Origin of the sequence: Roseovarius marisflavi (genome assembly GCF_900142625.1) — a bacterium.
In the GTDB taxonomy this organism is placed as follows: Bacteria; Pseudomonadota; Alphaproteobacteria; order Rhodobacterales; family Rhodobacteraceae; genus Roseovarius; species Roseovarius marisflavi.
In genome coordinates, this window is the sequence record NZ_FRBN01000044.1 from 1 (window position 1) to 15,158 (window position 15,158).

The 15,158-nt window shown below is 60.6% G+C and carries 11 protein-coding genes and 1 pseudogene; 8 read left to right on the plus strand and 4 right to left on the minus strand.

Annotation, left to right across the window (positions count from 1 at the left end; translation table 11 throughout):
• Positions 1-144: 144 nt before the first annotated feature.
• Genes BUB78_RS19085 through BUB78_RS19095 form a run of 3 tightly spaced genes read right to left on the minus strand, consistent with a single transcriptional unit; the run spans position 145 to position 5,043 of the window.
• Entirely contained in the window at positions 145-1,437 is a 1,293-nt protein-coding gene (locus BUB78_RS19085; RefSeq protein WP_073200893.1) for an aspartate aminotransferase family protein, read from the minus strand.
• Positions 1,438-1,441: 4 nt separating this feature from the next.
• Entirely contained in the window at positions 1,442-2,590 is a 1,149-nt protein-coding gene (locus tag BUB78_RS19090; RefSeq protein WP_073200895.1) for a mandelate racemase/muconate lactonizing enzyme family protein, read from the minus strand.
• On the minus strand, positions 2,587-5,043 hold the full coding sequence (locus BUB78_RS19095) for an FAD-dependent oxidoreductase (RefSeq protein ID WP_073200897.1): 2,457 nt from the start codon (positions 5,041-5,043) through the stop codon (positions 2,587-2,589). The genes BUB78_RS19090 and BUB78_RS19095 overlap by 4 nt, the downstream gene beginning before the upstream one ends.
• Before the next feature lie 71 nt (positions 5,044-5,114).
• On the opposite strand from BUB78_RS19095, the gene BUB78_RS19100 reads away from it, so the two are divergent.
• The 3 genes from BUB78_RS19100 to BUB78_RS19110 all read left to right on the plus strand — a co-directional run bounded on the left by BUB78_RS19100 (position 5,115) and on the right by BUB78_RS19110 (position 7,748).
• Positions 5,115-6,002, plus strand: a complete 888-nt coding sequence (locus tag BUB78_RS19100; protein WP_073200899.1) for a MurR/RpiR family transcriptional regulator — start codon at positions 5,115-5,117, stop codon at positions 6,000-6,002.
• Positions 5,999-7,087 (plus strand): aromatic ring-hydroxylating oxygenase subunit alpha, encoded by a 1,089-nt coding sequence (locus BUB78_RS19105; protein ID WP_073200901.1) that lies wholly within the window; start codon positions 5,999-6,001, stop codon positions 7,085-7,087. The genes BUB78_RS19100 and BUB78_RS19105 overlap by 4 nt, the downstream gene beginning before the upstream one ends.
• A 61-nt stretch (positions 7,088-7,148) precedes the next feature.
• Positions 7,149-7,748, plus strand: coding sequence for an aldehyde dehydrogenase family protein (locus BUB78_RS19110; RefSeq protein WP_342742350.1), 600 nt, complete (start codon positions 7,149-7,151; stop codon positions 7,746-7,748).
• Positions 7,749-7,906: 158 nt separating this feature from the next.
• Here BUB78_RS19110 and BUB78_RS19115 read toward each other — a convergent pair.
• Positions 7,907-8,298: pseudogene (locus BUB78_RS19115) on the minus strand (transposase); the annotation flags it as partial.
• Positions 8,299-8,750: 452 nt separating this feature from the next.
• Between BUB78_RS19115 and BUB78_RS19120 the strand changes: the two are divergent.
• From BUB78_RS19120 to BUB78_RS19140, 5 genes are read left to right on the plus strand one after another with little or no spacing between them, the layout of a single operon-like run.
• Positions 8,751-10,460 (plus strand): AMP-binding protein, encoded by a 1,710-nt coding sequence (locus BUB78_RS19120; protein WP_073200907.1) that lies wholly within the window; start codon positions 8,751-8,753, stop codon positions 10,458-10,460.
• Entirely contained in the window at positions 10,453-11,493 is a 1,041-nt protein-coding gene (gene pdhA, locus BUB78_RS19125) for a pyruvate dehydrogenase (acetyl-transferring) E1 component subunit alpha (protein WP_073200909.1), read from the plus strand. Before BUB78_RS19120 ends, pdhA begins: the two co-directional genes overlap by 8 nt.
• Positions 11,486-12,466 carry an alpha-ketoacid dehydrogenase subunit beta gene (locus BUB78_RS19130; RefSeq protein ID WP_073200911.1) on the plus strand — a complete coding sequence of 327 codons (981 nt, stop codon included), beginning with the start codon at positions 11,486-11,488 and terminating at the stop codon, positions 12,464-12,466. The genes pdhA and BUB78_RS19130 overlap by 8 nt, the downstream gene beginning before the upstream one ends.
• On the plus strand, positions 12,463-13,557 hold the full coding sequence (locus tag BUB78_RS19135) for a dihydrolipoamide acetyltransferase family protein (protein WP_073200913.1): 1,095 nt from the start codon (positions 12,463-12,465) through the stop codon (positions 13,555-13,557). The genes BUB78_RS19130 and BUB78_RS19135 overlap by 4 nt, the downstream gene beginning before the upstream one ends.
• Positions 13,554-14,660 carry a Glu/Leu/Phe/Val family dehydrogenase gene (locus BUB78_RS19140; RefSeq protein ID WP_073200915.1) on the plus strand — a complete coding sequence of 369 codons (1,107 nt, stop codon included), beginning with the start codon at positions 13,554-13,556 and terminating at the stop codon, positions 14,658-14,660. Before BUB78_RS19135 ends, BUB78_RS19140 begins: the two co-directional genes overlap by 4 nt.
• Positions 14,661-15,158 lie beyond the last annotated feature (498 nt).

A 15,158-nucleotide genomic window follows, 5' to 3' on the forward strand; every position in this document is an offset into this window, starting at 1 on the left:
TTGTTCGTATAAAACGTCCGCTTGCGATACTTCATGATAAACACTCCATCTTCTTCAAAAGATTAAAGTGTTCCGACCACCCGTTGAAACCACACCCGCAAAGTGGTCGTTCATTGTGGTCCAAGCAAGTAGCGCGAATGCAGATCACATGGCCCTTGTTTGATATTTCGACACAGCCTTTGCCCCGCGCTGAAACGCTGACTTGGTCAATTCCAAGTCGTCAAGCGTCAAGTCCAGCGATGGATAAAGTTTCCCGGGAGATTTGAAGACGCTATTGGCACGCAATGTGGTGTTCCAGACCTCGTTGATTTTCGGATCGCTATGTTTGGCAGTGCGATAGTCAACCGGATCGGCATCGGTGAAGTAGATGTCGAACAGGGTCGGGTCACCGCAGATGCGATGTGCGATCCCCTGCGCGGTCAGGGCAGTGGATTGAAAATCCATCAATGTCTGGCCCAGGCCGCGCAGGCGCTCATATTGACCTTCACGGCGGAGGACTTCCATCGTTTTGAGGCCTGCTGCCGAAGCCACCGGATTGCCAGAGAGCGTGCCGAGCTGCATCAGCCACTTGTCGGCCCCGACAACCGCCTTGTCGAAATGTGCCATAATCTCGGCGCTGGCCCCAAGGGCGGCCAAAGGAAAGCCGCCGCCGATAATCTTGCCCAATGTGCAGATATCGGGCGTCACGCCATACCGTTCCTGCGCACCGCCATAGGCGAGGCGGAAGCCGGTAACGATCTCGTCGAAGATCAGCAATACGCCGTGCTTGTCGCACAAATTGCGGAGGCCTTGCAGGAAGCCGGGCTGTGCGGGGATGATCCGCTGCAAGGGCTCTGCGATGATGGCGGCAATGTCCTCGTGTTCATTCAGAAGGGAGGCGACCGCCTCCAGATCGTTGAAGGGCGCGATCAACATGTCGTCGGCCACACCCTGCGGGATGCCCGCGCTGTCGGGCACGGGCGTGGGGAAATTAACGTGCTTCGAGGGCGCGAGGCTCATTTGTGCCTCGGCACTCATGCCGTGATAGCCGCCTTCGAATTTCAGGATCTTCGGCTTGCCAGTATAGGCGCGGGCAAGGCGGATGGCATACATATCCGCTTCACCGCCCGATGTGACGAAACGGACCTGTTCGCAGCACGGCACTGCATCAACAATCGCCTCGGCCAGTTCGATGCCCTTGGCGTTATTCGCGAAAAAGGTCATCCCTTTGGGCAGTTGTTCCAGCACGGCCTCCATGACTTCCGGGTGGCCATGGCCCAGCAGCATCGGGCCGGAACCGATCAGGTAGTCAACGTATTCGTTGCCATCCTCGTCCCAGACGTGGCTTCCTTCGCCCCGCGCGATCACGATAGAGGCGTCGAAATTGCCAAAGCCAGCGGCGGGCAGCACCTTGCGGGCACGGGCGATCCATTCGGTTTGGGTGTGAATGCGGTTCATGGCGTCAATCCAGTATCAGGTCGGGTGTGCCGAGGCGGTCTTCGTCGATAGTGATGCCCAGACCGGGGCCATCGGGCGGAGCGATACGGCCAACGGCGCGTGTTGGCGCGTCCGGTGCGAGGCGCGGGCTGACATAGCCCGACAGATCGCAGACATTGAGCAAACGCGTCGGCGGGCTTGCCGCGCCCAGATGCAGGGCTGCGGCGGTCACGATATCGCTGCCCCAGGTGCATTCAATGCACATTTTGGCACCGAGGTGCAGGCACAGATCGCGCGCCCGGCGCGTGGCCGAAAGCCCACCGAATTTCGACAGCTTCAACGCCACCGCGTCCATTACGCCCAGCCGGTGCGCCGCCAAGAGGGAGCCTGTGTCATGGGCCAGCTCGTCCATCTTCATGGGCAGGCCCGTGGCGGATTGCACCCGCGCGCAATCCTCCAGCGTGGCACAGGGTGCCTCCAGCATCACATCGAGATACGCCGCACTGCGCCCCACGCGGATCGCATCCAGCGTGGTCGCGCCGCAGTTCCAGTCGCCATAGACCAGTGGACCGCTGCCGACTGCCTCGCGCACCGTTGCCAGCCGTTCGACATCGGTCTGCCAGTCGCCTGACGCGCCCAGTTTGGCCTGAAACTGGGTGATGCCCTGTGCTTGCGCGTCGCGCGCGATGCGGGCCATCTCATCGGGTTCAACGCATGTAATAGAATGATAAAGCGGCAGGGTGTCCTGCCGCCGCCCCCCCATCAGTGCATGGATCGGCAACCCTGCGGATTGCCCTGTGATGTCCCAAAGGGCGATGTCCAGCGCGGATTTCGCATAGACATGTCCGGGCAGAAAGACATCGGCCCTGGCCATCAGCGCCTCTGCGCCAATTGGATCGCCCCCAAGGATCACCTGCGCGAGTTCCTGCAAGGCAGGTGCGACACCACGGGCATAGGCAGGCAGGTAATGGGGGATCGGGCAGACCTCGCCCCATCCCGTCAGCCCGGCATCAGTGTCGACCGCAATGATAACCGTTTCGACCGTATCGCAGGTCTTGCCATCGGCCATGTAATAGGCCGTGTGGCTTGTCAGCGGCACGTGCCAGAGCCGCAGCCGCGTGATGCGCTGTCCGATGGCGACAGCCGACAGTGCAGGAGGGGCGATCCGGTTCATTCGGCGGGCACCCTAACGGTATCTGCGCGCGGCAAAAGGCTTTGCGGATCGTAGGCCGCCTCACCAAGCACTCGTGCGGCGCGGGGTTTGCCGTGGATGGTCACCTCCAACGCGGTGCCGGGCTTCGCTGCATGGGGTTTGATGTAGGCGAAGGCAAGAATCTTGCCGACCGTATGGCCGTAGACCACAGACGCCGTGGAGCCGACAACCGCGCCGTCCAGCGTCACGGCCTCACCGCCGTGACCGTCAATTTCTCCGTCGGGCTCAACCTCCAGATAGGCGCAGACCCATGGCAAGTCTGTGTTCAGGGTCTTGTCACGGCCCAGATAGTCCTTGACCGTACGCGCAAAGCGCAGCACATCGGCCTCGGCCAGCGTCACCTCGTTGGTCAACTCACCTGCGCCTTTGAAACCTTTCTCCATCCGCATCACATTCATGGCAAAGCTGCCATAGTCGGCGATGCCATGCGCCTCGCCCGCTTGCCACAGGGCGGCATAGACGTCCTGCATCGCAGCGAATGGCATGTGCAGTTCCCAGCCCAACTCGCCCGCATAGGACATGCGGAAGGCCCAGACCTTGTGTCCAGCGACAGCGATCTCCTGCGCCGAGAGCCAGCGGAAGGATGCATTATCCAGCCGCGCATCGGTGCAGGCGGTCAGCACTTCGCGTGACATTGGCCCGTTGAGAGACAGCGCGCCCCAGCTATCGGACAGGGCAGTGATGGTCACGTTCTCGTCTCTCTGTTGGGCCGCGAGGTGATCCCGCAGGCGCTGTTCGAAGAAGGCGGCGCAGACGAGGTAGAATTTGTCGTCGGCCATTCGCACGATCGTCGTTTCCAGCTTGATCCGCCCTCGGCGGTTGAGCATATGCGTCAGCGTGATCGAGCCCACCTTCTGTGGCATCCGGTTCGCTGTCAGCCGATCCAGTAGCGCATAGGCATCCGGCCCCTCAACCAGCACCTTGGTGAAGGCTGTCACATCCATGATGCCGACCCGTTCGCGCACGGCCTTGACCTCTGCTGCGACCATGTCGTCCACCGCTGTGCGACGGAAAGAATAGTGATCGTGCTGCGCCACGCCATTGCGGGCAAACCAGCGCGGGCGCTCAAATCCGTAGACCTCTTCAAACACTGCGCCCTTGGCCTTCAGAGTGTCATAAAGCGGCGAAGGCTTGATCGGCCGCCCGGCCAAACGGTTGAAATGCGGGAACGGGATTTCGTGGCGCAGGCAGTAATCTTCCTTGGCCTTTACCACCTGCCAGTCCTTGGTGGCATAGCTGCCAAACCGCCGCGGATCATAGTCGCGCATGGAGATATCCGCCGCGCCATGCACCATCCAGCGTGCTAGTTCCCGCGTCAAGCCCGGCCCCCAGCCGATGCCGATCTGCGTGCCGCAGCAACACCAGTAGTTTTGCACGCCGGGTGCGGGGCCGATCAGGGGATTGCCGTCGGGCGGATGCGAGATTGCACCATGCACGTCGCGGCTAATGCCCAGTTCCGCGAAAATCGGCATCCGGTTGAGCGATTCCTCCAGCCATGGCATGACGCGGTCGTAATCCGCCGCAAACAATTCGTTCTCGGCCTCCCATGGGCAGTGATCCTCCCAGACGGTGTTGGGATTGGCCTTCTCGTAAATGCCGATCAAGCCCTTTTTCTGCTCCATCCGGATATAGCCCGAAACCTTGCGGTCATCGCGGATCACCGGCAATTCGCGTTCCAGATCACGGAATTCGGGCACTTCGTCGGTGACGAAATAGTGGTGGGTCATGGAGGTCATGGGCAATTGCAGCCCGGACCATTCGCCCATTTGGCGCGCATAGGTGCCGCCCGCGTTGACCACGTGTTCGCAGGTGATCGTGCCCTGATCGGTCTCGACCACCCAGTCACCGTTTGCAGCCTGCGTGATGTTCGTGGCGCGGCAGCGGCGGATGATCCGTGCGCCCTTGGCCCGCGCCCCGGCGGCCATCGCCATGGTAACGTTCGTCGGATCCACATGGCCATCATCCGGCGTATGCAGCGCGCCCAAAACCCCGTCGAGGTTGTAGAACGGATGCAGTTCTGCCACGCGATCCGGCCCGACCAGTTCGATGTTGAATCCAAGTGAGCGCCCGACCGACAGCGTGTGGCGCAGCCAGTCCATTTCATCCTCGGTATAGGCCAGCCGGAACGACCCACAGCCGTGCCATGTCACCGCCTGTCCGGTTTCGGCCTCCAGGCCACCGGAATAGAGCCCAACGTTGTAGTCCACGCATTTGCCAAGGCTGAAACTGGAGGTGGAATGCGTGATCTGCCCAGCGGCGTGCCACGTGCTGCCTGAGGTCAGCTCGGCCTTTTCCAGCAGGACCACCTCCGGCCCCCAGCCCTCATGGGCAAGATGGTAGGCCAGCCCGACCCCCATCACACCGCCGCCAACAATGACCACGCGGGCGTGGCTGGGAAACTGCTTTTCCGACATGGTCGCTTCCTTTGTTCGAGAGTCGCAAAACTTGTGGACAGGCTAAGTGGACGTGTGTACCATTGTCAATCATGAATGGCACAAATGTATCAAACCAAGTTCTGGAGCGCCTGACCGAAGAGTGGGACGCCCTGACACCCGAAGCGCAGAAGGCGGCGCGCTATGTGTTGGAAAACCCCAATGACGTGGGCGTTTCGACGGTGCGCGAGATTGCCGAGGCTGCAAACGTAAAGCCAAATACCTTCGTGCGCATGGCGCGTCAGGTGGGGTTCGAGGGCTACGAAGATTTCAGGGCCCCCTTCCGCGAGGCGATCCGCAAAGGATCCGTCAGCTTTCCGGATCGGGCGCGCTGGCTGCAGGATATTCGCAAGTCGAACGATCTGGGCGGGCTCTATGCCGATATGGTCGAAGGGGCGATCCGCAACCTCGAAGAGACCTTTGGCGGGATCGACGCCGAGGCGCTGAAAGCTTCTGCCGAAGCGATCTGGGCCAGCCGGCAGGTCTTTACGCTGGGGGTCGGCGTGAACAACGCGAACGCGCGCAACTTCACCTATCTCGCCTCCACCGGCATGGTTCAGTTCCATGCGATCCCGCGCCCTGGCTCGACGCCAACGGATGATTTGGCCTGGGCGGACAAGCGTGACGTGCTGATTGCCATGTCCATGCGCCCGTACCGCAGCGAAGTAGTGGCTGCCATTAATGTGGCCCGCGAACAGGGCCTGACCATCATCGGCCTGAGCGACAGCCCCGCCAGCCCGATCATCCGCGCTGCGGACCACGGCTTTGTCGTTGCGGTTGATACCCCGCAGTTCTTCCCCTCGTCCGTATCGACCATCGCGTTGCTCGAAACCGTGCTGAGTTTCGTGATCGCCGTGGCCAGCGATGAGATCGTGGAGCGGGTCGAGAAATTCCATAACCGCCGCCATCAACTTGGCATTTATGTGGAGGAGCCGGAATGAAAGATGAGACAGGTCCCGTTCGGTCGCTGGGCGCGCGTTATTACACCGATCCGCAAATCTTCGAGGTTGAAAAGACCGGTTTGCTGGCCCGAACGTGGCAATTTGCCTGCCACGCCAGCCAGATGGAGAGCCCCGGCGATTACGTGGCCTTCGATCTGGGCGACGAAAGCCTTTTTTCGATCAAGGGGCGGGATGGCGAAATCCGCACCTTCTACAATGTCTGCCAGCACCGTGCGCATCAACTTGTCAGCGGGGAAGGCAGCACGCGTGTCGTGGTCTGCCCCTATCACGCGTGGACCTATGAGCTGACCGGCAAGCTGCGCGCGGCGCCCAACGCCAAATCCGTGCCCGGCTTTGACGCATCGGAAATTTGCCTGACCGAAGTGCGGACCGAAGTCTTTCTCGGCTTCGTCTTCGTCAACCTAGACCCAAACGCCGATCCGATGGACACGTGGTTTCCGAACGCGCGCGCCGAACTGGAAGAGTTCGTGCCCAACTGGGCGGATCTGAAGCCGCTGGAATGGGTGGAGATCCCCGAGAACTGCAACTGGAAGGTCTCGGTCGAGAATTATTCGGAGTGCTACCATTGCACCCTGAACCACCCGACCTTCGCCACCGGTGTGATCCGGCCCGAAACTTATGACATCCAGTCCCAAGGCTACTGCCTGCGCCACACGACGGACTGCAATGACCTCAGCCAGATGACCTATGACATCGACAGCGGGTTTGCCAACAACGACAAATATTCGTCGTGGTTTCTCTGGCCGATGTTCTCGTTCCAGGTCTATCCCGGCAACCTCCTGAACACCTACCATTGGCGTGCTGTCGATGCCGATCACGTGGTCGTCTGGCGCGGGTGGTATTCGGTCGGCGGCTACGACAACGAAACCGTCCGCCGCATGGCCCAGCAGGACCGCGCGACGACTGTCGAGGAAGACATCCACCTTGTCGAAAGTGTGCAGCGCGGTTTGAAATCGCGTGGTTACGTGCCCGGACCGCTGGTCGTCGATCCCGCCTGCGGGGTGAATTCGGAACATTCGGTCATGCATCTGCAACGCTGGATGCGGGAGGCGGTCGATGGCTGACGTGAAACCCTACTGGCAGAACTATATCAACGGCGCATGAATTGAGGGCGGTGGAGGCCGGATCGACGTGACCGACCCCGCAACGGGCGAAAAGCTCGCCGAACACGCCCTCGCCGATGCCGCCGACGTGGACCGCGCCGTTCAGGCGGCACGCAGGGTTCATTTGTCAGACGCATTGACGGCCATGCGCCCCATCGAACGGGGCCGCATGGTGCAGGCCATGGGGCGATACCTAATCGAGCACAAGGATGAAATCGCCCGCACCCTGACGCTCGAACAGGGCAAGCCACTTTGGGAAAGCCATATCGAGGTCGAGGGCGCGGCGCTTTATTTTGAGTATTACGGCAATCAGGCCCGCGCGGCCGAGGCAGCGGGGTTCCCACCCGGCGCGGTCAACGTTCTCTGCTGGCTGGGACGCGACGCGGGTGCGGCTCTGGCGGGCCACGCGGATGTGAACCAGATCGTGTTCACCGGCTCGGTGCCCACGGGCATTGCCATCGCGACGGCGGCGGCGCAAAACGTGGTGCCTTGCATGCTGGAGCTGGGCGGCAAATCGGCGGCCATCGTGCACGCTGACGCCGATCTCCGCCCTTCAAGTCCACCGATACAGCGCCGCCGCTTTGTCAATCCGCTCATTGAGCGGCACGGGATGCTCTTCTGACGCTCGCTGCAGCGCATTGACGTGATTTTCCATGAAGTCGGAGAATTCATCCGCCGTCACGCCAGACGCAGCAGCGCGGGATATGAAGAGGCCCAAGAGCTGCCTATCCAGCGTGCGCATGTGCTCGGCGCGGTTGGCGTCCTTCACGTCGCGGGACAGGGCACCTTGCGCTGCGTCGAGCGATGCTGCCCTAATGTGCGGCAAACCCGGCGCTCAGATACGCAGAGGGTTTGCCGCACATGATCAATGCACTGTCGACGGCGGGAAGGGCTTAGAAGTTTCCCCGCGCAGCCTAGGCCAGGATCATCTTGTCCAGCCTCAGATCCGACACGGCCCGCCTGAGCCGGGTATTCTCGGCCTTCAGCTCTTTCAGCCGCTTGAGTTGATCGCGGCTCATCCCACAATACTCTTTGCGCCATCGATAATAGGTCTGAATCGTTGCACCGATTTGCCGAACGGCTTCCGCCGTCAATCGTCCTTGCCCTTGTAGCACTTCAACTTGTCGCAGCTTCAGCACGATATCCTCGGGCGTCTCTCGCTTGCCAGCCATCTCGTCGTTCTCCAGAAAACGGGATCATTCTATCCCAAAAGGTGGACCACTTCAGTGGGGATATTCCATGACCGGGTTTTGCAACTTAATGTTTGTAGCTGGCTCGCGCCGCTTAGGGGCGCAGTAGATGCACCGATACGCTCCTGCATGCCATTCACGACCAGAGACCACGTCTGTGAACCGCTCGTGATTTCCCCAATGGATAATCGTCTTCTGCCAATGCAGCCAAGGTTGGTAATTATCGAATTTGACATTTCGCAATTGCAATTTGTTTTTTAGCTCTAATGAATATGTCGGGTAAACTTTCGCGAAGGTTGCGTGGGAAGGTGCTGTCAGACGAACTCGAACCAGTCTCTGCAAGGACAGTGAGGCTGAACATCGTTCTGTTTCGCTGCATTCAGCACGACATCGCACGGTAAACGTGTTGCTTTGCCCCTACGAAGGAGCAAGACATGTCGGCCAAGAAAGGCGAAAAATCGGTTCTCGTCAGCTACGAGCACGGGGTATCCGACATCCCCTTGCGCGGCTTGACGGTGGGAAACCTGCTCAAGCAAACCGCAGCGTCTTTTCCCTATAGCGAGGCGCTGATTGTTCCCTATCAGGATGTTCGCTGGAGTTATCGTGAACTGGACACACAAGTAGATTGCCTTGCGGCTGGCTTGATCGCGCTTGGGCTGACGCGGGGCGAGCGTATCGGCGTTTGGGCCCCCAACATGGTGGAATGGGTCGTGCTGCAATTTGCCACCGCCAAGGCCGGGCTGATATTGGTTAACATAAATCCCGCCTACCGGCTGTCCGAGCTCGAATACGCGCTACGGCAGGTCGAGGTCAGCGCGCTGGTCTTTGTTCCAAGCTTCAAGTCGAGCGACTATGTGGCGATGCTATCGGAGCTTGCACCTGAGATGGCTGGTTCGGTGCCAGGTGATCTCAAATCAAAAAACATTCCGAGCCTGCGCTGGCTGATTTCGCTTGGAGATGATCCTGTGCCCGGCGCACTGCGCTATGGCGATGTGATGGAAAGGGGCGATGCGGTTTCGCGCAATAAAGTGGACGAGCTGGCGTCCCGGCTTCAATTCGACGACCCGATCAACATCCAGTTCACCTCGGGTACGACGGGGCGGCCCAAAGCCGCGAGTCTGACGCACCATAACATTGTCAACAACGCCTATTTCACCGGCCTGCAAATGCGTCTGAGCGATGCCGATCGTATGTGCATTCCGGTTCCAATGTACCATTGCTTTGGAATGGTGCTGGGGACACTGTGCTGTGTCGCACACGGGGCCGCGATGGTCTTCGCCTCGGCTGGATTCGATGCCACTGCGGCCATGGAGGTGACCGAAGCGGAAAGGTGCAGTGTGTTTCACGGCGTTCCCACCATGTTTATAGCCGCGCTGGATTCTCCAGGATTTGCTGATCGTGACCTGTCCTGCCTGCGCACCGGGATCATCGCCGGCGCGCCATGCCCGGCAGAGCTAATGACGCGCATCATGGAAGAAATGCACATGTCGCAGATCACCATCGCTTATGGCATGACCGAAACTGGTCCGGTCAGTACTCAGACAGCTGTTGATGACCCGCTGCATCGGATGATTGAAACGGTCGGTCGCGCGCTGCCTCATACCGAGATCAAAATTGTCGATGGCGACGGCCTGATCACCCCGCGCGGTACCCCGGGCGAATTACTGACCCGCGGATATTGTGTAATGCCGAAATATTGGAGCGATCCCGAAAAGACGGCAAAGGCCATCGACGAGGCGCGCTGGATCGCCAGCGGGGATATCGCAGTGGTCGACGACGAAGGGTTTTTCCAGATCGTCGGGCGCAGTAAGGACATGCTGATCCGTGGAGGCGAGAACATCTTTCCACGCGAGATAGAAGACCTCCTGTACAAGCACCCTGCTGTCGAACAGGTCGAGGTTATCGGGGCGCCTGATGAGAAATATGGCGAAGAGGTATGCGCTTGGATAAAGCTGCAAGATGGACATACGGTGACGGCAGAGGAAATCCGAGACTTCTGCAAAGGGAAAATCGCGCATTTCAAAATCCCGCGCTACGTCAGGTTCGTCACCGGGTTTCCGATGACGATCACCGGCAAGGTACAGAAATTCGTGATGCGGGAAATGATGGCCAAGGAACTGGCAGAGGCTTCGAACGATGTCTGATCCGCTTGCTTTCCTTGATGCCGATGGCCGCCGCTTGCGTGACCTTCCGGACTTTGCCAGTGATGGCGAGACCCTGAAGGCCCTTTATGCCGCGATGGTACGGACCCGCAGTTTTGACACAAAAGCGATTTCGCTGCAGCGTACAGGACGGTTGGGCACATACGCCTCGAGCCTGGGACAGGAAGCCATCAGCGTCGGCGTCGTCGGCGCAATGCAGGATGCTGACGTGTTCCTGCCCTCGTTCCGCGAACACGGAGGACAGCTCTGGCGCGGTGTGACGCTGGAGGAGCTGTTTCTCTATTGGGGGGGCGACGAGCGCGGCAATGACTTCGCCGGGCCAAGGCAGGACTTCCCGGTCTGTATCCCTGTCGCCTCGCAGTTTCCCCATGCCGCTGGCGTGGCGCTGGCGATGCAGCAGAAAGGCGAGAGGGGGGTCGCTGTTGCGGTTGGCGGTGACGGGGCCACGTCCAAGGGTGATTTCTATGAATCGCTGAATGTTGTGGGCACATGGCAGCTACCTGCCGTTTTCGTCATCAACAACAACGAATGGGCGATTTCGGTCCCGCGCAAAGAACAAACCCGCGCGCGACGGCTCGCTGACAAGGCCGTTGCCGCCGGAATTCCGGGTGAACAGGTTGATGGCAACGACGTGATCGCGGTGCGCGAGGCCACCACCCGCGCCCTGTCCCGCGCTCGGGCCGGGAAAGGAGGGACACTGATCGAGTGCCTCAGTTACCGCCTCGGCGACCATACGACCGCCGACGATGCCAGCCGCTATCGCGACGAAGCCGAGGTCAGCTTGCATTGGAAACGAGAGCCTCTGACCCGTCTTCGTAACCATCTGGTCGAAGCACATGGTTGGAGCAAGGAGAACGAAGAGGCGCTGTTGCGGTCATGTGGTGACGAGATTGATGCGGCGGCAGAGGCCTATCTTGCGACCGAGGCGGAATCGCCCGGTGCCATGTTTGCTCATCTCTACGCCTCGCCGCCCAGGGAAATCTCTGCTCAGGCCGAGGAGTTCGGCGATGACTGACATGACGATGATAGAGGCCATCCGGACGGCTCTGGGCCGCGCGTTACAGGACGATGCCGATGTCGTGCTTTTCGGCGAGGATGTCGGTATCGACGGTGGCGTCTTCCGCGCGACCGACGGGCTGATCCAGCGCTTCGGTGCCGCCCGGGTGCGTGACACGCCGCTCAGCGAAACGGTCATCGCCGGCATGGCCGTCGGGGCTGCCGCACATGGGCTGAAACCGGTGGCCGAGATCCAGTTCATGGGTTTTCTCTATCCCGCCATCGACCAGCTTGCCAACCATGCCGCGCGCCTGCGCAACCGCACGCGAGGTCGACTGAGCTGTCCGATGGTCTTGCGAGCGCCCTATGGCGGCGGCATCAAGGCGCCGGAACACCATTCCGAAAGCATGGAGGCGATGCTGGCGCATATACCGGGGCTGAGGGTGGTCATTCCGAGCACTCCGGCACGCGCATACGGCCTGCTTCTGGCCGCAATTCGCAATCCCGATCCTGTCGTGTTTCTGGAACCCAAGCGGCTTTACCGGGCGCTCTCGGAACCGGTTAGCGATGATGGCTTGGCGCTTCCGATTGGTGAGGCCGTCCTGGAACGCGAAGGCGGGGATGTGACGCTGGTCAGTTGGGGCGCGATGCTGATGGAAACCCGCGCGGCAACGGACATGCTTGCCAGCGAGGGGATAGAGGCGGAACTGATCGATCTGTCGTCGCTTAAACCGATCGATCGGGAGACGGTCCGCACCTCGGTCGAAAAAACCGGGCGCTGCGTCATCATCCACGAGGCCCCTCTGACTGCGGGGCTGGGCGCGGAGATATCGGCTGATTTGGCGGAGCACTGCCTGACCAGCCTGCTTGCCCCGATCTATCGGGTCGCCGGGTACGACACGGTGATGCCCTATCCCCGGCTGGAAGACCACTACATGCCCTCGGCTGTCCGCATCTTGCGGGCGGTCCACAACGTGATGGAGTTTGAATGACAGTTTTTAGGCTCCCCGACCTTGGCGAGGGTTTGCTGGACGCCGAAATCGTCACGTGGCATGTCTCCGAAGGTGACCATGCGGTCGCCGGGCAGCCTCTGGTCTCGGTGGAAACCGACAAGGCCGTTGTTGAAATTCCGGCACCGTATGCTGGTACGATTGTCCGGCTTATCAAGGCAGAAGGGGACATCGTGAAAGTAGGTGGTGCCCTGATCGATATAGACACCGGCAAAGCATCGGACGCCGGAGCGATCGTCGGCCAGCTTGATGATCTCGCCAAACCAACCCCGGCTGCCATACCTCGCCCGGTTGGGCGCGACACAAGCAAGGCAACGCCGGCAGCCAGGCGACTGGCAAAGGCAAAGGGCATCGCCCTTTCGGACATCACGGCAACCGGCCCGGGCGGTACGATCGTGACACGTGACATCGAGGTGGCCGGGGCGACGACGTCAGGCGAAGAGCTGCGCGGCGCGCGACGCACAATGGCCCGAGCTATGACGAAATCACATGCTGTCGTCGTGCCTGCGACGGTCACCGATACCGTCGACATTTCATCCTGGCCCGACACTGAAAAACCGACGCTGCGCCTGATCCATGCGATTGTCTCGGCCTGCCTTGTAGAGCCGGCGCTGAATGCCTGGTTTGATGGCCGCCTACGGCAGCTGCACGACCAAATCGATCTTGCGTTGGCCATGGACACCGCCGATGGGCTGTTCACGCCGGTGCTGCACGGCGTGCAGTCCAGCCCCGATCTCCAAGCGCAGCTTGAGCAGGCCAAGCGCGCGGTGAGGGACCGGACGATTAGCCCTGTAGACATGCAACGTGCCACGATCAGCCTTTCGAATTTCGGTTCCATTGGTGGTGTTTTCGCCGCTCTGGTGGTTACGCCGCCGCAGGTTGCAATCTTGGGGGCCGGTCGAATTTTTCAGCAATGCGGCGTAGCGGATGGCGGGCTGGTGGTGCGCCGGGTTCTGCCGTTGTCGCTGACCTTCGATCACAGGGTGGTGACAGGGGGCGAGGCGGCAAGGTTTCTGGCGGCCCTGCGTGAAGATCTGGAAAGACCGGGTGAAACGGGACAAGTAGAAAGATGACAGACATATTCGAGATGATTGACGAACTTGGCCCGGAAAAGGTGGTACATATCAGTAATGCTAGCGTGGGGTTGCGCGCCATCGTGGTGCTTGACAACACCGCCCTTGGACCGTCGATTGGCGGTGTCCGGATGGCTCCGGACGTCACGCTAGAAGAGTGCGCCCGGCTGGCCCGGGCGATGAGCCGCAAGAACGCGGCTGCGGGCTTGTCGCATGGCGGCGGAAAGGCGGTCATATTCGCGGATCCCCGTGCGCCTTTGGCAGAAAAAGAACGCCTGATCCGCGCCTTCGCGCGGGCCATCGCACAACTAACCGATTACATCCCCGGCCCGGACATGGGCACCAACGAGGTCTGTATGGCATGGGTCCGCGACGAAATCGGTCGTTCGGTCGGCCTGCCGCGCGTGATTGGCGGCATTCCGCTGGATGAGATCGGGGCCACCGGCCTTGGGATTGCCGTCGCGGCCGAGGTGGCGGAACCATTCGTCGGCATTGCGCTGGATGGGGCTCGGATTGCAATCCAGGGTTTCGGCGCGGTCGGTAGGCACGCAGCCCGGCACCTTGCTGAGAAAGGCGCTTGCATCGTCGCCGTCGCCGATTCCGGCGGGACCGCAATGCTGGCGGATGGTTTCGACCTGTCGCGCCTCGAGGAGTTGAAGGCTGACGGATATTCCGTCACCGACTATCCCGGCGCCGAGCGCGCGGATAGGGACGCTGTGATTGTCGCGCGATGCGACATCCTTATCCCGGCTGCGCGCCCGGACATCATCGACGAGACCAACGCCGGGGATATCAATGCCCGACTTATTATCGAGGGCGCCAACATTCCCGCCACGAAAGCGGCCGAGCAAACTCTTCATGCAAAGAATGTGCTGGTGATACCGGATTTCATCGCCAATGCCGGAGGCGTGATCTGCGCCTCGGTCGAGTACCAAGGCGGAACGGAATCTCAAGCGGTGGCGACAATCACCGAGAAGATACGCCAAAACACCCGGGAGGTTCTTTCCCAAGTTCGCGATCACGGCACGTTACCTCGCGATGCTGCCGACGCGTTGGCCGAAAACCGGCTGCGCCAGGCGATGGATTTGCGGCGAAGATTTTGACCTTCCGAGCCGCAGATGGGGCCGCAGTCAAAGTCTGGCCGGGACTTCATGGCCGCCACAATGACGGTAACAATGGCACTGTGCGCCTGTCGATGAACGCAGCCGTTTCCGCGCTGGGCATATCGAAAAGCACTGCCCGATGCGCGTTTTCTGAATTGCAGGAAAAGGGCTTCATCGCACTGGACGATCCCTGCCGTTGGTCCGGCAGACGCGCCTACGAGTGGCGCCTGACCACCAGGCACGTGCACGCCGCCACTGGCAAAGAACCCGCCACGCAGGGCTGTTACCGCTCGCGACCAAAAAATCGGTCTACCAGACAACCCTTCATCCAGGCACATGGGATCATTTCGAAGCCCCAGACCGGTTTCCGGGTCTACCGGAGACCCATCGCGGGGCGAATGCCTGTGTGGATGGCTCCTGCATAGCAAGACATTTTTGATCAGATTTGTGCATTTGTCAGAAGCAGTCATGTGTCCGGCCTGTTTGCGCGGTTTTGAC